This window comes from Janthinobacterium breve, assembly GCF_051380895.1.
Taxonomy (GTDB): Bacteria; Pseudomonadota; Gammaproteobacteria; order Burkholderiales; family Burkholderiaceae_D; genus Janthinobacterium.
The window spans coordinates 456441-474109 of the sequence record NZ_JBNYXY010000001.1 but is presented as its reverse complement, the minus strand read 5'-3'; the positions used below and the strand labels follow the sequence as shown (position 1 = coordinate 474109).

At 62.0% G+C, this 17669-nt stretch carries 18 protein-coding genes; 11 read left to right on the top strand and 7 right to left on the bottom strand.

Features of this window, described 5'->3' with window-relative positions; all coding sequences use genetic code 11:
- The 4 genes from ACQ4W0_RS02240 to mmsB are packed head-to-tail and all read left to right on the top strand — an operon-like array spanning position 1 to position 4092.
- Positions 1–1161, top strand: a complete 1161-nt coding sequence (locus tag ACQ4W0_RS02240; RefSeq protein ID WP_436575294.1) for an acyl-CoA dehydrogenase family protein — start codon at positions 1–3, stop codon at positions 1159–1161.
- The gene (locus ACQ4W0_RS02235; protein WP_436575293.1) at positions 1158–1943 is read left to right on the top strand and encodes an enoyl-CoA hydratase; all 786 of its coding nucleotides are present in this window, start codon (positions 1158–1160) and stop codon (positions 1941–1943) included. The genes ACQ4W0_RS02240 and ACQ4W0_RS02235 overlap by 4 nt, the downstream gene beginning before the upstream one ends.
- The gene (locus tag ACQ4W0_RS02230) at positions 1936–3069 is read left to right on the top strand and encodes an enoyl-CoA hydratase/isomerase family protein (protein ID WP_436575292.1); all 1134 of its coding nucleotides are present in this window, start codon (positions 1936–1938) and stop codon (positions 3067–3069) included. Before ACQ4W0_RS02235 ends, ACQ4W0_RS02230 begins: the two co-directional genes overlap by 8 nt.
- A 21-nt stretch (positions 3070–3090) precedes the next feature.
- Positions 3091–4092, top strand: coding sequence for a 3-hydroxyisobutyrate dehydrogenase (mmsB, locus tag ACQ4W0_RS02225; protein WP_436575291.1), 1002 nt, complete (start codon positions 3091–3093; stop codon positions 4090–4092).
- Between the two features lie 187 nt (positions 4093–4279).
- Here mmsB and ACQ4W0_RS02220 read toward each other — a convergent pair whose 3' ends face one another.
- On the bottom strand, positions 4280–4870 hold the full coding sequence (locus tag ACQ4W0_RS02220) for a hypothetical protein (protein ID WP_436575290.1): 591 nt from the start codon (positions 4868–4870) through the stop codon (positions 4280–4282).
- 36 nt (positions 4871–4906) lie between these two features.
- On the bottom strand, positions 4907–5506 hold the full coding sequence (locus ACQ4W0_RS02215) for a hypothetical protein (protein WP_436575289.1): 600 nt from the start codon (positions 5504–5506) through the stop codon (positions 4907–4909).
- 244 nt (positions 5507–5750) lie between these two features.
- On the opposite strand from ACQ4W0_RS02215, the gene ACQ4W0_RS02210 reads away from it, so the two are divergent.
- On the top strand, positions 5751–6476 hold the full coding sequence (locus ACQ4W0_RS02210) for an HAD family hydrolase (RefSeq protein ID WP_436575288.1): 726 nt from the start codon (positions 5751–5753) through the stop codon (positions 6474–6476).
- 117 nt (positions 6477–6593) lie between these two features.
- Positions 6594–7610: a heat-inducible transcriptional repressor HrcA gene (hrcA, locus tag ACQ4W0_RS02205; RefSeq protein WP_034745713.1), complete on the top strand. Its 1017-nt coding sequence runs from the start codon at positions 6594–6596 to the stop codon at positions 7608–7610.
- A 58-nt stretch (positions 7611–7668) separates the two neighbouring features.
- Here hrcA and fur read toward each other — a convergent pair whose 3' ends face one another.
- A complete protein-coding gene (gene fur, locus ACQ4W0_RS02200; protein WP_099761922.1) occupies positions 7669–8100 on the bottom strand; it encodes a ferric iron uptake transcriptional regulator in 432 nt (143 codons plus the stop codon).
- Between the two features lie 195 nt (positions 8101–8295).
- Here fur and ACQ4W0_RS02195 point away from each other — a divergent pair, with 195 nt between their 5' ends.
- Genes ACQ4W0_RS02195 through ACQ4W0_RS02185 form a run of 3 tightly spaced genes read left to right on the top strand, consistent with a single transcriptional unit; the run spans position 8296 to position 10095 of the window.
- Complete coding sequence (locus ACQ4W0_RS02195; protein WP_436575391.1) at positions 8296–8931, top strand: outer membrane protein assembly factor BamE; 636 nt, start codon at positions 8296–8298, stop codon at positions 8929–8931.
- Between the two features lie 19 nt (positions 8932–8950).
- Positions 8951–9760, top strand: a complete 810-nt coding sequence (dapB, locus tag ACQ4W0_RS02190; protein ID WP_436575287.1) for a 4-hydroxy-tetrahydrodipicolinate reductase — start codon at positions 8951–8953, stop codon at positions 9758–9760.
- An 8-nt stretch (positions 9761–9768) separates the two neighbouring features.
- The gene (locus ACQ4W0_RS02185) at positions 9769–10095 is read left to right on the top strand and encodes a barstar family protein (RefSeq protein ID WP_436575286.1); all 327 of its coding nucleotides are present in this window, start codon (positions 9769–9771) and stop codon (positions 10093–10095) included.
- A 53-nt stretch (positions 10096–10148) separates the two neighbouring features.
- On the opposite strand, the gene ACQ4W0_RS02180 is transcribed toward ACQ4W0_RS02185, so the two are convergent.
- Positions 10149–11408 (bottom strand): CaiB/BaiF CoA transferase family protein, encoded by a 1260-nt coding sequence (locus tag ACQ4W0_RS02180; protein ID WP_436575285.1) that lies wholly within the window; start codon positions 11406–11408, stop codon positions 10149–10151.
- Positions 11408–12586, bottom strand: a complete 1179-nt coding sequence (locus ACQ4W0_RS02175) for an acyl-CoA dehydrogenase (protein WP_436575284.1) — start codon at positions 12584–12586, stop codon at positions 11408–11410. The genes ACQ4W0_RS02180 and ACQ4W0_RS02175 overlap by 1 nt, the downstream gene beginning before the upstream one ends.
- 160 nt (positions 12587–12746) lie before the next feature.
- On the opposite strand from ACQ4W0_RS02175, the gene ACQ4W0_RS02170 reads away from it, so the two are divergent.
- Entirely contained in the window at positions 12747–13655 is a 909-nt protein-coding gene (locus tag ACQ4W0_RS02170; RefSeq protein WP_436575283.1) for a LysR substrate-binding domain-containing protein, read from the top strand.
- Positions 13656–13661: 6 nt separating this feature from the next.
- Here the strand turns inward: ACQ4W0_RS02170 and ACQ4W0_RS02165 are convergent, their stop codons facing one another.
- Complete coding sequence (locus tag ACQ4W0_RS02165; protein WP_436575282.1) at positions 13662–14027, bottom strand: VOC family protein; 366 nt, start codon at positions 14025–14027, stop codon at positions 13662–13664.
- A 79-nt stretch (positions 14028–14106) separates the two neighbouring features.
- A complete protein-coding gene (locus ACQ4W0_RS02160; RefSeq protein WP_436575281.1) occupies positions 14107–14895 on the bottom strand; it encodes a DUF6597 domain-containing transcriptional factor in 789 nt (262 codons plus the stop codon).
- A 132-nt stretch (positions 14896–15027) separates the two neighbouring features.
- Here ACQ4W0_RS02160 and leuS point away from each other — a divergent pair, with 132 nt between their 5' ends.
- The gene (gene leuS / locus ACQ4W0_RS02155; RefSeq protein ID WP_436575280.1) at positions 15028–17667 is read left to right on the top strand and encodes a leucine--tRNA ligase; all 2640 of its coding nucleotides are present in this window, start codon (positions 15028–15030) and stop codon (positions 17665–17667) included.
- The last annotated feature ends 2 nt before the right edge of the window (positions 17668–17669 follow it).

Sequence of the window (17669 nt, the reverse complement as noted above, 5' to 3'; positions counted from 1 at the left end):
ATGGACTTTGAACTGAGCGACGAGCAGCGCGAGTTCCAGCAGGCGGCGCGCGCGTTTGCCGAGGGCGAGCTGGCGCCGCACGCGGCGCATTGGGATGCGGAATCGATCTTCCCCGTGGAAACGATCGCCAAGGCGGGCGAAATGGGCTTTTGCGGCCTGTACACGCCGCAGCGCTGGGGCGGCCTGGGCCTGTCGCGCCAGGATGCGGCCATCGTCTTCGAGGAGCTGGCCAGTGGTTGCACTTCGACCACGGCCTACATCACCATCCACAACATGGCCACGTGGATGCTGTCGCGCTGGGGATCGGAAGCCCTGTGCGACGAGTGGGTGCCGGCCCTGGCAGCTGGCCAGAAGCTGGCCAGCTATTGCCTGACGGAACCGCAGTCCGGTTCCGACGCGGCGTCGCTGCGCACCAAGGCTGTCAGGGATGGCGACTTTTACGTGCTTGACGGCACGAAAGCGTTTATCTCAGGCGCAGGCCAGACGGACATGCTGATCGTCATGGCGCGCACGGGCGGCGAGGGCGCGGCCGGCATTTCCGCGTTTGCCGTGCCGGCGAATTTGCCTGGCATCGTGTATGGCAAGAAAGAAGAAAAGATGGGCTGGAACAGCCAGCCCACGCGCATCATCAGTTTCGACCAGGTGAAAGTGCCTGTTGGCAACTTGCTGGGCGCGGAAGGCGAAGGCTTTGCGATTGCCATGAAGGGCATCGATGGCGGGCGCATCAACATTGCCGTGTGCTCGGTGGGCACGGCGCAGGCGGCCCTTACGCGGGCGCAGGCGTACATGAAGGAGCGCACGCAGTTCGGCCGCGAGCTGGCGCAATTCCAGGCCTTGCAATTCAAGCTGGCCGACATGCTGACGGAACTGGTGGCGGCGCGCCAGATGGTGCGCCTGGCGGCCTGGAAACTGGACCAGGAAAGCCCGGACGCCACGGCGTATTGCGCCATGGCAAAACGTTTCGCCACGGATGCGGGCTTCAATGTGGCCAACGATGCGCTGCAGCTGCACGGCGGCTATGGCTACATCCGCGAGTACCCGCTTGAGCGCCACGTGCGCGACACTCGGGTGCACCAGATCCTGGAAGGGACAAATGAAATCATGCGCCTGATCGTCGCGCGAGCGATTTTGAAAGATGGCGCCACGGAGACCTTGCGATGACAAAAGTGTATACCAATTTGCTGCTGGAACGCCGTGGCCATACGGCCCTGGTGACCCTCGACAACCCGCCGGCCCATACGTGGACCCTGGCCAGCCTGAACGCGCTGACGCAGCTGGTGGCCGACCTGAATGCCGACCCGGACGTGTATGCGTTGGTGATCACGGGCGGCGGCGCCAAGTTCTTTTCGGCGGGCGCCGACCTGAAAGTATTTGCCGATGGCAACAAGGACACGGCCTTCGCCATGGCCGCCGCCTTTGGCGAGGCCTTCGAGGCGCTGTCTGCGTTTCGCGGCGTCAGCATCGCCGCCATCAATGGCTATGCCATGGGCGGCGGGCTCGAATGCGCGCTCGCTTGTGACATCCGCATTGCCGAGGAGCATGCGCAGATGGCCTTGCCGGAAGCGTCCGTCGGCTTGCTGCCGTGCGCGGGCGGCACGCAGCACTTGCCGTGGCTGGTGGGCGAAGGCTGGGCCAAGCGCATGATTTTGTGCGGTGAACGCGTCGATGCGGCCAAGGCCCTGGCCATCGGCCTGGTCGAGGAAGTCGTGCCAACCGGCAAGGCCACCGCCACGGCGCTGGCCCTGGCCGCCAAGGTGGCGCGCCAGAGCCCCAGCAGCGTGACGGCGTGCAAGACCCTGATCCAGGGCGCGCGTAGCCATCCGCTGGTCAATTCCTTGCCCGATGAACGCACCCTGTTCCTGGGCCTGTTCGATACGCAAGACCAGAAAGAGGGCGTGCAAGCATTCCTGGAAAAACGTCCGGCGGAGTGGAAGAATGGTTGAAATCGTTCATATCGATACCGTGAAGATCGAGGAGCGCGACTGTCCCGGCGGCATGAAGCTGGGCGTCATCACTCTCGACGCGCCAAAGTCCTTGCACGCGCTGACCCTGGACATGATCCGCGCCATCGATGGCGCCCTGGTGCGCTGGGCCGCTGACGACGCCATCGCCTGCGTGGTGCTGCAATCGTCGACCGACAAGGCCTTTTGCGCGGGCGGCGACGTGCGTAGCCTGCGTTCGGCCGTGTTTGACCAGCCTGGCGTCGTGCCGAACCCGCAGGCGCTGGCCTTCTTTGCCGAGGAATACCGGCTCGACCATCGTATCCATACGTATGTGAAACCGCTGCTGGTGTGGGGCGGCGGCATCGTCATGGGTGGCGGCCTGGGCTTGATGGCGGGCGCCAGCCACCGCGTGGTGACGGAAAGCACACGCATCGCCATGCCGGAAATTACGATAGGCCTGTTCCCCGACGTGGGCGGCAGCTGGTTCCTGGGCCGCATGCCGGGGCGCAGCGGCCTGTTCCTGGGCTTGACGGGCGCGCCGATGAGCGCGGCCGATGCCCTGTTCACGGGCCTGGGCGACTATGTCCTGCGCCAGGAAGAGCGCGCCATGGTGCTCGACGCGCTGGCGCTGGGGCAATGGCAAGCCAGCCCGCAGGCGAACCACCAGCAGTTGAGCCGCTTACTGCGCGGCTTCTCGGCGCCCACGTCCATGTTGCCTGTCTCCGAAGTGCGCGCCAACTTCGACGCCATCGCCGCGCTGACGCAAGCGCCCACCTTGCCCGAAGTGGTGACCGCCATAGCCGCCTACGACGGCGATTCGGCCTGGCTGCAAAAGGCGGCCCACTCGCTGGACAAGGGCGCACCCACCTCGGCCGCCCTGGTATGGGCCATGCGCGAGCGCACGCGACATCTGAGTCTGGCGCAAGTGTTCCAGCTGGAATTGATTGTCGCCGTGCAATGTTGCGCCCATGGGGACTTCAGCGAAGGCGTACGTGCCTTGCTGATCGACAAGGACAACGCGCCGCAATGGCAGCCGGCCAGCCTGGCCGAGGTCAGCGACACGTATCTGGACGAGTATTTTGCGGCGCCGTGGAGTACGCATCCGCTGGCCGACCTACCCATTTAAACATTTAAGTAGTGCATAAAAATGCTCAGGGCTAGGCGCCTTGCCGAAGGCAGTACGACCAGTACGACTAGGCAAGGCAACAACGCCATGGGCTTTTTTAGGCGCTACAGGAGACATTATATGCAACATATCGCTTTCATCGGCCTAGGCAACATGGGCGCACCGATGGCCCGCAACCTGGTGGCCGCCGGCTTCCACGTATCCGTGTTCGACCTGGCGCCGGCCGCCGTGGCCTCGCTGGTCGAGGCGGGCGCCACGGCGGCCGCATCCGCCAGCGCGGCCGTACAGACGGCCGACGCCGTCATCACCATGCTGCCAGCCAACAAGCACGTGCAGGAGCTGTACCTGGCTGCCGGCGGCGTGCTCGATTCGGCCAAGCCTGGCGCCCTGTTCATCGATTGCAGCACCATCGCTGCCGATGTGGCGCGCCAGGTGGCGCAGGCGGCCAGCGAGCGGGGTTTTGCCATGATCGATGCGCCCGTCTCGGGCGGCACGGCGGGCGCGGCGGCTGGCACCCTGACCTTCATCGTCGGCGGCAGCGTAGCGGCCTTGCAGCAGGCGCGGCCCTTGCTGGAAAAGATGGGCAAGAACATCTTCCATGCGGGCGAGGCGGGCGCGGGCCAGGTGGCGAAAATTTGCAACAACATGCTGCTGGGCATCTTGATGGCCGGTACGGCCGAGGCGCTGAACCTGGGCGTGGCGCATGGCCTGGACCCGAAAGTGTTGTCCGACATCATGGCCAAGAGTTCGGGCCGCAACTGGACCCTGGAAGTGTACAACCCGTGGCCCGGCGTCATGGACGGCACGCCCGCGTCGCGCAATTACACTGGCGGCTTCGGTACGGCGCTGATGCTGAAAGACCTGGGCCTGGCGCAGCAGTCGGCATTGTCGGCGAATGCGCCCACACCCTTGGGCGGCCTGGTGCGCCAGCTGTACCAGATGCACGCACAAGCCGGTTATGCGCAGCAGGATTTCTCCAGCATCGTGCAGATGCTGCAGCCCGGGTTGAACAAACCCGTTTGAGAAATTTTGGGCAAAAAAAAGCCCGCTGGTAAAAGCGGGCTAAATCCAATTCTTGGAAGAGTTGGAGGAGACAGATGCATTATGCTGCATCGCCACATATAACTCCAATTTATCTTTTGAATATCAACTATAGATTCTGGTGATATCTTGACCTGGCAGTCGCTGTCCGACTGCCAGGTACACTTGCTTAGCTTGCTGGGGCTGGATTGCAGGCGATCTGCACGGTGGTGATGTTGGCGCTGCCCATGGTGCCAGCGCCTGTGCCAGGCTGTACGACGCACAGCAGGCCCTTCGGCTGGCTGGAGACGCTGACGTTATAGGTGGCGCCATCGGCGACATTGGGAGACATGGTAAAGGTCGTCGCATCCTTGGCCACCGTTGTTGTTGCATTGCCGTTAATGAGCACCAAGCTGTCTACTGTCAGGCCGGAAATCGTGCCGCCCACGCTATACGTGTTTTGCGCGCAAGTAACAGCGGCGCTGATGTTGATGTAATGGCCAGCCGAACCGGAACCACCACTGATGCCGCAAGTCATGTGGGCAGGCTGGGTTTGCACGGTGATGTTGTAGTCGGTGCCATAGTCGACGCGCTTGCTAAATGTAAACGCGGTTTTTCCGGCTGGAACCGGGAGGGTGTCGCCGCCGTTGGCCAGGACCAGGCCGTCGTTGTTCAAGTTGCTGATGGTGCCGCTGACATCATACGAGGCCTTGCCGCCGCAAGCGGCCAGTCCCAGGGTCAACAGCAGCGCGGCGAGTGGGCGCAAGCAAGATAACTTCATGTATTTCTCCAAAAAATAGGTGACGGATCGCAAAGATTACTGCGGCGTGCAGTCAAGTGTGGCCGCGGTCGTGGCGGCGGAGCCCATCGTGCCGACCGTGTCGCTGCCGTCGGCACTGGTGGAACCCTGGAAGCGGCACTTCAGGCCCGTTGGCTGAGTCAATATGGAAATACTGTATGGGGCGCCGTCAGCAACGGTTGCGAATTCGTAGGAGGTGATGCCAGCCAGTGGGCTGGTGCCGTAAGGGCCCATCACCAGGCGCAAGCCGCCAGCGGTCAGGCCCGTGATCGTGCCCTTCAGCGGGTAAGTATTGGTCGTGCAGCTGACAACGGCCGTGTTCACGGAATAGCTCGTTGCCTTGCCGCTGCCGTTGGCAATACTGCAAACGGCGCCCTTGGGCTGTTGCGCAATGGTGATATCGTAGCGGTCATCGGTCTTGATCAGCTTGGTGAAAACAAACTGGGTCTGGCCCGCAGGAACCGGCAAGCTTTCGCCATTATTCAGCAGAATCAGGCCATCTTTTGCCAGAGCGTAGACTTGGCCACTCAGATACAGGTTGCCGCCGCTGCCGCCGCAGGCTGCCAGTGTGACGGCGCAAGCCGCCGCCAGCATCGAGCGCAGGTACAAATTTTTCATACATTCTCCAAAACGAATTAGGTTGGGTAGCGCAACGCGGACGCTGGCGCCGCATTGGAATGGCGCCTATTTTAGTCTATCTGGCAAGCTGAATGATCTTGCCTTGTATCACCCTGTAACAATTTTTTGCCGGGAAGCGCTGGCCCGGCCCCATTTCACGGGGGCGCAGCCATGCTGGCGGCGGCGATCGGTGCGACAATAGATGCAGCCTGCGCATCGTGGCGCGGCATCCACCGTGAGTCCCATGTCCCTTGCTCCTGTCAAACCCGCCGTGCCGCCCAAGGCCATCCTGTTCGATCTCGATGATACCTTGTGGCCCATCGCGCCCGTGATTGCCGCCGCCGAAACCCTGCTGCACGACTGGCTGGCCACGCATGCGCCCAAGGTGGCGCAGCAGTTTTCCATCGAGGCGCTGCGCCAGTACCGTCTGGCCATGCTCGAGGCACAACCGCATTTCCATGGCAACCTGATCGAGTTGCGCCGCGCGGGCCTGCTGGCCGCCTTCGAGGCTGCCGGCGAGGATGCCGCCCTGGTCGATGGGGCCATCCTGCAATTCCTGGCCGCGCGCAACCGTGTCCAGCCGTATGACGACGTCTTGCCTGGCCTGGCCTGGATGGGGCAGCGCATGCTGGTCGGCTCCATCTCGAATGGCAATGCGGACCTTGACATTATCGGCCTGGCGCAGCATTTCAAGGTGTCCATCGCCGCCAGTGAGTTTGGCGTGGCCAAGCCCGATGCCAGCATCTTCCTGGCCGCTTGCGCCGCGCTGGAGGTGGCCCCGCATGAAGCCGTGTATGTGGGGGACGACCTGCATTTCGACGTGACGGGAGCGCAAGGGGCGGGCATGCGTGCCGTCTGGATGAACCGCAAGGGCAGCGACGCCCACCTGGCCGCCGGCGTGCAGCCCGACGCCATCTGCGCCAACTTTGACGAGTTGCTGCTGTGGCTGCAGCGGCAACTGGAAGATTGATCACCGCCGGACGGGCGAACGTGCATAATAGGTACTGTTGATGCACGTCCGGCCGCTTTCGTTGCCGCTTGCTTAATAATATGCTTGTTTAAAGAATATTTGCTTACCTAAGACACCATGCAACTCGATACACGTGCCCAAACACTGCTGAAAGCCCTAGTCGAGCGATATATCGCCGACGGCCTGCCGGTCGGTTCGCGCGCCTTGTCGAAAATTTCCGGCCTGGACCTGTCGCCGGCCACGATCCGCAACATCATGGCCGATCTGGAAGAACTCGGCTATGTGTCCAGCCCGCACACCTCGGCCGGTCGCATTCCCACGCCGCGCGGCTACCGCATTTTTGTCGACACCTTGCTGACCGTCCGGCATCTGGATGAGCACCTGGTGGAGTCGCGCATGCGCCTGCAGACGCCGCAGCCGCAGAAAACCATCGCCAACGCGGCGCAGATGCTGTCGTCGCTGTCGCAGTTTGCCGGCGTCGTGCTCAGTCCGCGCCGCGAATCCGTGTTCCAGCAAATTGAATTCTTGCGCCTGTCCGAAAAGCGCATCCTGCTCGTCATCGTTGCCCCCGGCGGCGACGTGCAGAACCGCCTGCTGCTGACGGAGGCCGACTACACGCCGGCGCAACTGGTGCAATCGGCCAATTACATCAACCAGAATTATGGCGGCCTGTCGTTCGATGCCGTGCGCGTGCGCCTGCAGGGCGAATTGCGCCAGCTGCGCGACGATATGGGCAGCCTGATGCAGGCGGCTGTGGAAGCGGGCAGCGAAGCGATGGCCGACCATAGCGATGACATGGTGATTTCCGGCGAGCGCAACTTGCTCAGCGTGAGCGATCTGTCATCGAATATGCATTCGCTGCGCCAGATGTTCGACATGTTCGAGCAAAAAACGGGCTTGATGCAGTTGCTCGACGTGTCGAGCAAGGCGACGGGCGTGCAGATTTTCATCGGCGGCGAGTCGAACCTGGTGCCGATGGACGAGATGAGCGTGGTGACGGCGCCGTATGAGGTCAACGGCAAGATCGTGGGAACGTTGGGGGTGATCGGACCGACGCGCATGGCGTACGAGCGCGTCATCCCGATCGTCGATATCACGGCTAAATTATTGTCCAGCGCACTCAGCCATCATTGAGCGTGATGCCTGCAGCGCCAGCCGTCCCATGGGAACGGCCGGCGGAATGTGTCAGACGTCAGGCGGTTTTGTGCGGGCAAGCTGTCTTGATGCAGTTGCCGTAGATGGCCAAGGCGTGTTCGGCAATCTTGAAGCCACGCTCTTCAGCCACTTTTTGCTGGCGGATTTCGATTTCTTCGTCGAAGAATTCTTCGACCCGGCCACAGTCGAGGCACACCAGGTGATCATGGTGGGAACCTTCGTTGAGCTCGAAAATCGCCTTACCGGTTTCAAAATGGTTGCGGTTGAGCAAGCCTGCCTGTTCAAATTGCGTCAGGACACGATAGACAGTTGCCAAACCGACATCCATATTGTCGGCCAGCAGAATTTTATAGACGTCTTCTGCTGTCAGGTGGCGTACCGGGCTACTCTGGAAGATATCGAGTATCTTCAGGCGTGGCAGGGTCGCTTTCAGGCCGCTTGCCTTGAGATCACTAGGATTGTTACTCATGTTTGTTGCTCGTATGTGGGTCAGGTGCTTTATCATATAGCGTTTTGTCGGGGAGTGCCAAAATATGCATTTTTTGGCAGGCCGGTCACTCCTGGCGTTTTGTTCATCCAATTGAGGTCATTTATGCGCGTAACACCGGCTGTATTGCCATCTCTCTGGCACCGTATTTCATTTCGAGCACCAGTCGTGGCAGGCATGGTTTGTGTCGCGCTGGCCATGTCCGGCTGCGCCAGCCGCGGCATCCTTGGCGAAAAGCCAGCCATTACCCAGAAAGAAGGCAAGGAAGTGGTCCCTGAACAGGGCGCACAAACGACCACCGTTACGCCGCTGCAAAAATTCATGTGGTTTTTCTCGCCGTATCGTCCTGACATTCAACAAGGCAACTTTGTCTCCGAAGAGATGCTGGCTCAGTTGAAGGTCGGCATGACGCGCGACCAGGTGCGTTTCGTCCTCGGCACTTCCCTGCTGACCGATATCTTCCATGCCGACCGCTGGGATTATCCATTCCGCCTGGCACGGGGCAGTGGCGAAACCACCAGCAGCCGCGTGGTCGTGTTCTTTGATAAAGAAGGCAAGGTCGCGCGTTTCGAAGGCGGCAACTTGCCGACGGAGAAAGAATACATCAACCGTATCGCCGGTCCGTCGCCGTTCGCCAAGGTCGCCAAGGCCGATGTGCCTGCCGCTGCCGTCCCATCGCCTGTGGCACCGAGCGCCGTGCCCGTGCCGGCCGATGCCGCCCCCGCTATTCCTGTGAGCAAGCCTGACGTTGCACCGGCACCCGCAACGGCGCCTGCCGCCGAGCCTGCACCCGCTGCCGAACCCACCAAATAAGTTGTTGTAAGAGAATAAAATGACTGAACTGAAAATTGCCATCGCTGGCGCCAGCGGCCGCATGGGCCATATCCTGATCGAAGCGGTCAGCAATGCGCCCGACGCCGTGCTCGCTGGTGCGCTCGACCGTGTTGGTTCGCCTTCCGTCGGCCAGGATGCCGCCGCCTTTCTCGGTAAACCTGCCGGCGTGCTGATCGAGTCAAGCCTGGCCACCGGCCTGGCCGGCGCCGATTACCTGATCGACTTCACGCGTCCCGAAGGCACTTTGCAGCACCTGGCGTATTGCGCCGAGCACGGCATCAAGATGATCATCGGTACCACCGGTTTCGATGATGCCGGCAAGGCTGCCATTGCCGCCGCCGCCGAAACGACGGCCATCATGTTCGCGCCGAACATGAGCGTGGGCGTGAATGTCACCATGAAGTTGCTGGAACTGGCCGCGAAAAGCCTGTCCGAAGGCTACGACATTGAAATCATCGAAGCGCATCACCGCCACAAGGTCGACGCGCCATCGGGCACGGCCCTGCAAATGGGTGAAGTGGTGGCCGGCGCCCTGGGCCGCGACCTGAAGGAATGCGCCGTGTACGGCCGCGAAGGCGTGACGGGCGAACGCGATCCGTCGACCATCGGCTTTGCCACCATCCGCGGCGGCGACATCGTGGGCGACCATACGGTGCTGTTTGCCGGCATCGGCGAGCGCATCGAGATCAGCCACAAGTCGAGCAGCCGCGTCACTTATGCCCACGGCGCCCTGCGCGCCGCGCGTTTCCTGGCCGACAAGCCGACCGGCCTGTTCGACATGCAGGACGTGCTGTCGCTGAAGAACTGAGGAAGACCATGGCCACTGCCATCCTGAATGGAAAAGACATCACCGACGAAGCGAGCTTTCACGCGCAATGCGTGCCAGCCTTCGGTTTCCCTGAATTCTACGGCAACAGCATGGATGCCTGGGTCGATTGCCTCAGCTATCTGCGCGATGACGAAAACATGACGCAGTTCCGTTTGAAACCGAACGAAGTGCTGGAGGTCGTCGTGCTAGACGCAGAGGCAATGAAGGCGCAGGCGCCGGACTTGCTGGAAGAAATCACGTTTTGCATCGCCGGCATCAATGAACGCTACGAAGACTATGGCGAAAAGCCGGCGCTGAAGCTGGTGCTGAAATAAGGCAGAATCAATAAAAAACGCCGGACAGTGTTGCAACTGCCCGGCGTTTTTCTTTAGACGACCTTGCGTTCGCGCAAACCGTCGATCTGGCCGCTATCGAGCCCCAGCCACTGTTGCAGCACTTCCTGCGTATGCTGGCCCAGCAGCGGTGGCGGCAAGCGGTACTGCACCGGCGAGCCGGACAGGCGCACGGGATTGGCCACCAGCGCCACCGTGCCCGCCGTCGGATGCGGCATCTCCACTTTCAAGCCACGCGCGACCACTTGCGGGTCGGCAAAGACCTGGTCGATGCGGTTGACGGGACCGCAGGGCACGGCTTGCGCCTCGAAGGCGCTGATCCACTCGGCCGTCGTGCGCATGACGGTGGCCTGGCGCAGCAGGGGAATCAGGATGGCCCGGTGCGCCACGCGCTGCGGATTGGTGGCGAAGCGTTCGTCCTGTGCCCATTCCGGGTGGCCGACGATGGCGCAAAAGCGGGAAAATTGCCCGTCGTTGCCGATCGCCAAAATCATGTCGCCATCGGCCGTGGGAAAGTCTTGATATGGAACAATGTTCGGATGCGCATTGCCCATGCGCTGCGGCACCTTGCCGCCGCACAGGTAATTGGCTGCCTGGTTGCCCAGGGCCGCCACTTGCACGTCCAGCAAGGCCAGGTCGATATGCTGACCCAGGCCCGAGCGCTCGCGTTCGGCCAGCGCCGCCTGCACGGCGATGGTGGCGTACAGGCCCGTCATGATGTCCGTCTGCGCCACGCCTACTTTTTGCGGCCCGGCGCCCGGCTGGCCATCGGGCACGCCTGTGATGCTCATCAAGCCGCCCATGCCCTGGATCAAAAAGTCATAGCCGGCGCGCGCAGCATAGGGCCCATCCTGGCCGAAGCCCGTGATGGAGCAGTAGACGAGGCGCGGGTTGAGTGCCAGCAAGCTGGCCGCGTCTAAACCATATTGCTTCAAGCCACCTAATTTGAAGTTTTCCAGCAGCACGTCCGCCTCTTGCGCCAGCCGGCGCACGAGGGCTTGCCCTTCAGGCGCGGCCAGGTCGATGCACAGCGAGCGCTTGTTGCGGTTGGCGCACTGGAAGTAGGCGGCCTCGGCCGTATCGCGGCCGTCTTCGTCCTTCAGATACGGTGGGCCCCAGGAGCGCGTATCGTCGCCGCGGCCCGGCTGTTCAACCTTGACCACGTCGGCGCCCAGGTCGGCCAGCAATTGCCCGGCCCACGGGCCGGCCAGCACGCGCGACAGGTCCAGCACGCGCAAGCCGACCAATGGCGCGGGCCGCAGGGTGGAGGCGAAAGTGGAAGCCAAGGCGTCCATTAATTGAAGGCGGCGATGCCGGTGATGGCGCGGCCGATGATCAGCGCGTGCACATCGTGCGTGCCTTCATAGGTGTTGACCACTTCCAGGTTGACCAAGTGGCGGATGACGCCGAATTCGTCGGAAATACCGTTGCCACCCATCATGTCGCGCGCCATGCGGGCAATATCGAGGGCCTTGCCGCAGCTGTTGCGTTTCATGATAGACGTGATTTCCACGGCAGGCGAACCATCATCTTTCATGCGACCCAGGCGCAAACAGCCCTGCAAGCCCATGGTGATTTCCGTCAACATGTCGGCCAGTTTCTTTTGCACCAATTGATTCGCAGCAAGAGGGCGGCCGAATTGCTGGCGGTCCATCGTGTACTGGCGCGCTTTCAGGTAGCAGTCTTCGGCCGCGCCCAGCGCGCCCCAGGCGATGCCGTAGCGGGCGCTGTTCAGGCAAGTGAACGGGCCTTTCAAGCCGCGCACGTCGGGGAAGGCGTTTTCTTCCGGGCAAAACACTTCATCCATGACGATTTCGCCGGTGATGCTGGTGCGCAAGCCGACCTTGCCGTGGATTTCCGGCGCCGACAGGCCTTTCCAGCCTTTTTCCAGCACGAAGCCGCGGATCGCGCCTTCATCGTCCTTGGCCCACACGACGAACACGTCGGCGATGGGGCTGTTGGTGATCCACATCTTGGCGCCGGACAGGCTGTAGCCGCCCGGTACCTTGCGCGCACGGGTGACCATGCTGCCCGGATCGGAGCCGTGGTTCGGTTCCGTCAGGCCGAAGCAGCCGATGAATTCGCCCGTTGCCAGTTTCGGCAGGTACTTTTGTTTGGTTTCTTCGTTGCCGAAGGCGTTGATCGGCACCATTACCAGCGACGATTGCACGCTCATCATCGAGCGGTAGCCCGAATCGACGCGCTCGACTTCGCGCGCGGCCAGGCCATAGCAAACGTAGTTCAGGCCGGCGCCGCCGTATTCTTCGGGAATGGTGGTGCCCAGCAAGCCCAGTTCGCCCATTTCGCGGAAAATGGCGGCATCCGTGCGGCCATGGCGGAACGATTCGAGCACACGCGGCACCAAGCTGCCCTGGCAATAGTCGCGGGCCGCTTCCAGCACGGCGCGTTCGTCGCCCGTCAGTTGTTCTTCCAGCAGCAGGGGGGAATTCCAGTCGAATACGGTTTTGCTCATCACAGGCCTCGCAGGTGAGCGCCGGTGATCGGCGCAAGTTTGAATATGGCTCATGGTAGGTTCTTGCCTAGCCTTACGCAAACGATTTTTTCGCACCCAGACATGCATGTTACGCATATCTTGCGGCATACTAGGGGTCTTTCACCGGCCGGATACCCCCATGTCACGCAAAATTCCCATGCTGCAGGCGCTCAATTGTTTCGAGGCGGCCGCGCGGCACCAGAGCTACACACATGCGGCGCGTGAACTGTCGCTGACGCAAAGCGCCGTGTCGCGCCAGATTTCGTCCTTGGAAACTTTTCTTGGCGTGCAATTGTTTCAGCGCACGCGCCACGGCGTGCTGCTGACCAGCGCCGGCGCCGCGTATGCGCGCCAGATCGCGGCCCGCCTCGATGGCCTGGAGCGCGACACGCTCGATACCATGGCGCGCCAGGGAGGTGGCGGCGCCCTGCAGCTCGCGTCCGTGCCCACCTTTGCCACGCGCTGGCTGATGCCACGGCTGGCCAGTTTTGCCAGCGAACAGCCGGACATCGTCGTGCATATCGATGCGTATACAAAGCCGTTCATGTTTGCCGATACGGAATATGACGGCGCCCTGTACGCGGGCACGCCCGAGCAATTGGCACGCTGGCCCGGCACGCGCGCTACCTTGCTGATGCATGAAGAAATCGTGCCCGTCGCCAGCCCCCGCCTGCTGGCGGCGCGCAGCCAGTGGCAGCCGCAGGACTTATTGGAACTGACCTTGTTGCAACAAAGTACGCGCCCAGGTGCCTGGCGCCAATGGTTTGATGCCATGCAGGTCGAGGGAGAGGGGCGCGATGGAGCGCACTACGGCGCCCGCTACGAATTGTTTTCCATGCTGGCCATGGCGGCCGTGCAAGGGCAAGGCGCGGTCTTGCTGCCGCGCATGCTGGTCGAAGCGGAATTGGCGCGTGGCGAACTGCGCATCGTATGTGAACGCCCACTGCGCGGCCAGCGGGCGTATTACATGATTACGCCCGAAACGGCACATGAAAAGACGGCCTTGCAGCAATTCCGGCTGTGGCTGCAAGGCGAGGCCGCCGCTTAAGGCAACTTAACGTACCTTGGCCGTATCGAAATGGGGATTGTCGATGAAGCCGATCTGGTTGCCAAACGGGTCGAGCAATTCCACCGTGCGGATGCCGTCGCCCACGTCCGTGATCGGGTGGTGCAGGCTGCCGCCCAGTGCAACGATGCGTTCGACTTCCTGTTCGATGCCGTCCGCGCCCCAGTACGTCACGCTGCCCTGCGTGCCCGGTTCACCGCCCGGCATCAGCCCAAGCTCGAAGCCGCCGATGGCAAACCCCACATAAAACGGCTGGTCGAAATACGGCGCCGTGTTGAATACCTGGCTGTACCAGGCCTTGGCCTTGTCCAGGTCGGGGACGGGATAGGTGACGGTGCGCAAGCCCTTGATCATGTTCTGCTCCTGATGAATGAAGAATGACGCCATCATGCCACCGGCGCGCGGCGCGTGATTGTAAAAATGGAAGCTTACGTTAGCTTTGGCGTGCCGCCAGCCAGGCATCGGGCGAACTGCGGGCGAAATCCTGGAAGTCGTGGATCAGGTGAGACTGGTCGAAATAACCGTATTGCAAGGCCACTTGCGCCCAGTCCGGCTGTCCCGCCTGGCTTTGCATGCCGGCGCTGGCGGCGCGAAAACGGCAGATACGGGCAAACAATTTCGGGCTGATGCCGACTTGCTGGCGAAATTGCAGCGTCAGGTGCTGGCGCGAGACGCCCAGCTGCTGCGCCAGGCCATCCACGCGCACCTGGCCGCATGCTGCCTCGATGGCCGCGATGGCGTATTCGGCCGCACCGGCCTGGCGCCGTGGCGCTGCGGTGCGCAGGCGCAACAGCAGATAATCTTGCAAAATAGAAATTCTTTGCGCATTGGACAGGGGCGCGCTCCACAGGGCGTCACCCAGGCGCGTCGCCAGCTCGCGGCCCCACAGTTGCTGCAGCCCCGTGCGGCTATCGCTGAGTTCGCATAAGGGCAGCTGGAAGAAGCGCGCCGCCGCGCCCGGCTTGAAGCGGGCCGCCACCGTTTGCACGAGGCCCTGGCTGACGACGGCAATCGGCGCCGTCATCATGCCGACGGCAAAGCTGGCATCCTGCTGGTCCTGGCACAGGATGTCGATGCAATTGTCGGGCAAGACCTGGTGCGTGAGGGGCGTGGCGCCCGTCTGCACGCGGCACGTCCAGACGCAATCCAGCCAGGGGCGCAGGGCGGGGATGGGCAGATATTCCTGGTAGACGATCATGGCCGGCTTTGATGCAAAGAACAAGATTGCATATATATTACACAGCATAATTGCGCGCCGGCCAAAAAATGCCAGCCCGGGCCGCCAGCGCGCCGCGCTATCGGGCGGCGACAACCAGTATAATGCTCGGTTCATATCCACTATTGGCCGCACATCATGCAAGATAAATATAGTCCCGCCGACGTCGAACAAGCCGCCCAATCGCACTGGAAGGCGATCGACGCCTATAAAGCCGTCGAACACGACCCGCGTTTCCCAAAAGGCAAGTATTTTGCCTGCTCAATGCTGCCTTACCCTTCGGGCAAGCTGCACATGGGTCACGTGCGCAACTATACGATCAATGACGTGATGTACCGCTACCTGCGCATGAACGGCTACAACGTGCTCATGCCGATGGGCTGGGATGCGTTCGGCATGCCGGCGGAAAACGCGGCCATGGCCAACAATGTGCCACCCGCGCAATGGACGTATTCGAACATCGCCCACATGAAGCAGCAGATGGAATCGATGGGCCTGGCCATCGACTGGTCGCGCGAAATGACCGCCTGCAAGCCCGAATACTACAAATGGAACCAGTGGATGTTCCTGAAGATGCTGGAAAAAGGCATCATCTACAAGAAGACCGGTACCGTGAACTGGGACCCGATCGACCAGACCGTGCTGGCCAACGAGCAAGTCGTCGACGGCCGCGGCTGGCGTTCGGGCGCGCTGATCGAAAAGCGCGAAATCCCCATGTACTACGCGCGCATCACCGATTACGCGGAAGAATTGCTGGCGTATGTGGACGACAAGTTGCCGGGCTGGCCCGAGCGCGTGCGCACCATGCAGACCAACTGGATCGGCAAGTCGACGGGCGTGCGCTTCGCCTTCCCGCACCAGATCAAGGACGCGAATGGCGCCCTGATCGGTGACGGCAAGCTGTATGTGTTTACCACGCGTCCGGACACCGTCATGGGCGTGACCTTCTGCGCCGTGGCCGCCGAGCACCCGCTGGCCATCCACGCCGCGCAAACCAATGCCGACTTGGCCGCCTTCAACGCCGAATGCAAGCTCGGTTCCGTGATCGAAGCGGACATGGCGACGATGGAGAAGAAGGGCATGCCGACCGGCCTGTTCGTCACGCATCCGTTGACGGGCGCGCAAGTGGAAGTGTGGGTCGGCAACTACGTGCTGATCACCTACGGCGATGGCGCCGTGATGGGCGTGCCGGCGCACGACGAGCGCGATTTCGGCTTTGCCAAGAAATACAATCTGCCGATCAAGCAAGTCATCGATGTCAAGGGCCAGGAATTCTCGACGGACGCGTGGCAGGAATCGTATGGCAGCAAGGATGGCGTCTGTGTCTCCTCGGGCAAATACGACGGTCTGCATTTCGCGTCCGCCGTCGATGCGGTGGCCGCCGACCTGGCCGAACTGGGCCTGGGCGAAAAGAAAACCACGTTCCGTCTGCGCGACTGGGGCATTTCGCGCCAGCGCTACTGGGGCACGCCGATCCCGATGATCCATTGCGCCGACTGCGGCGTGGTGCCGGTGCCGGAAAAAGACTTGCCGGTGGTGCTGCCGGAAGACTGCGTGCCGGACGGCACGGGCAACCCGCTGAACAAGTACGAAGCCTTTTTGCAGTGCGACTGCCCGCAGTGCGGCAAGCCGGCGCGCCGCGAGACGGACACCATGGATACCTTCGTCGATTCGTCGTGGTACTACATGCGCTATACCTCGCCAGGCTCGAACGACGCCATGGTCGACGCACGCAACGATTACTGGATGCCGATGGACCAGTACATCGGCGGCATCGAACACGCGGTCATGCACTTGTTGTACGCGCGCTTCTGGACCAAGATCATGCGCGACTTCGGCCTGGTCAAGTTCGACGAGCCATTCGTCAATCTGCTGACGCAAGGCATGGTGCTCAACGAAACCTACTTCCGCAAGGATGCCGTGGGCAAGACCACCTGGTTCAACCCGGACGACGTGCGCCTGTCGCTCGATGACAAGGGCCGTCCGCAAAGCGCCGTCCTGGTGGCCGATGGCCAGCCGGTGGAAATCGGCGGCACGGAAAAAATGTCGAAGTCGAAGAACAACGGCATCGACCCGCAAGCGCAGATCGAGCAGTACGGTGCCGACACGGCCCGTCTGTTCACCATGTTCGCCTCGCCGCCGGAACAGACGCTGGAATGGTCGGGCAGCGGCGTCGAAGGCGCAAATCGCTTCCTGCGCCGCGTGTGGAACTTCGGTTACGCCCAGTCGGCCACGATTCAAGCCGCACTGGCTGGTGGCGCCGCACCGGCCACGGGCGATGCGCAGAAAAACCTGCGCCGCGAATTGCACAAGCTGCTGCAGCAAGCCGATTACGACTTGAAGCGCATCCAGTACAACACCGTGGTGTCGGCCTGCATGAAGATGCTCAACACGCTGGAATCGGCCAAGCTCGATGACAGCGCGCAGTCGAAGGCCCTGATCGCCGAAGGCTTCTCCATCTTCCTGCGCCTGCTCAATCCTGTCGCGCCGCATATCACCCACGTGCTGTGGCAGGAATTGGGCTACGCCGGCGCACACGGCGACCTGCTCAACGCGCCGTGGCCGCAAGTCGACCCGCAAGCACTGGAACAGTCCGAGATCGAGATGATGATCCAGGTGAACGGCAAGCTGCGCGGCTCGATCACGGTGTCCAAGGATGCGGACAAGGCCAGCATCGAAGCGGCCGCGCTGGCATGCGAAAGTGTGCAAAAGTACGTCGAGACCACGCCGAAGAAGATCATCGTCGTGCCAGGCAAGTTAATCAGCATCGTGGTGTAATC

Coding starts and splice junctions, on each gene's coding strand:
- ACQ4W0_RS02195 (WP_436575391.1), top strand. CDS start 8,296: ATGGTTTGTGTCGCGCTGGCCATGTCCGGCTGCGCCAGCCGCGGCATC.
- ACQ4W0_RS02175 (WP_436575284.1), bottom strand. CDS start 12,586: ATGAGCAAAACCGTATTCGACTGGAATTCCCCCCTGCTGCTGGAAGAA.
- ACQ4W0_RS02170 (WP_436575283.1), top strand. CDS start 12,747: ATGTCACGCAAAATTCCCATGCTGCAGGCGCTCAATTGTTTCGAGGCG.
- ACQ4W0_RS02210 (WP_436575288.1), top strand. CDS start 5,751: ATGTCCCTTGCTCCTGTCAAACCCGCCGTGCCGCCCAAGGCCATCCTG.
- dapB (WP_436575287.1), top strand. CDS start 8,951: ATGACTGAACTGAAAATTGCCATCGCTGGCGCCAGCGGCCGCATGGGC.
- ACQ4W0_RS02180 (WP_436575285.1), bottom strand. CDS start 11,408: ATGGACGCCTTGGCTTCCACTTTCGCCTCCACCCTGCGGCCCGCGCCA.
- leuS (WP_436575280.1), top strand. CDS start 15,028: ATGCAAGATAAATATAGTCCCGCCGACGTCGAACAAGCCGCCCAATCG.
- ACQ4W0_RS02240 (WP_436575294.1), top strand. CDS start 1: ATGGACTTTGAACTGAGCGACGAGCAGCGCGAGTTCCAGCAGGCGGCG.
- ACQ4W0_RS02235 (WP_436575293.1), top strand. CDS start 1,158: ATGACAAAAGTGTATACCAATTTGCTGCTGGAACGCCGTGGCCATACG.
- ACQ4W0_RS02220 (WP_436575290.1), bottom strand. CDS start 4,870: ATGAAGTTATCTTGCTTGCGCCCACTCGCCGCGCTGCTGTTGACCCTG.
- ACQ4W0_RS02215 (WP_436575289.1), bottom strand. CDS start 5,506: ATGAAAAATTTGTACCTGCGCTCGATGCTGGCGGCGGCTTGCGCCGTC.
- ACQ4W0_RS02185 (WP_436575286.1), top strand. CDS start 9,769: ATGGCCACTGCCATCCTGAATGGAAAAGACATCACCGACGAAGCGAGC.
- ACQ4W0_RS02165 (WP_436575282.1), bottom strand. CDS start 14,027: ATGATCAAGGGCTTGCGCACCGTCACCTATCCCGTCCCCGACCTGGAC.
- hrcA (WP_034745713.1), top strand. CDS start 6,594: ATGCAACTCGATACACGTGCCCAAACACTGCTGAAAGCCCTAGTCGAG.
- mmsB (WP_436575291.1), top strand. CDS start 3,091: ATGCTCAGGGCTAGGCGCCTTGCCGAAGGCAGTACGACCAGTACGACT.
- fur (WP_099761922.1), bottom strand. CDS start 8,100: ATGAGTAACAATCCTAGTGATCTCAAGGCAAGCGGCCTGAAAGCGACC.
- ACQ4W0_RS02230 (WP_436575292.1), top strand. CDS start 1,936: ATGGTTGAAATCGTTCATATCGATACCGTGAAGATCGAGGAGCGCGAC.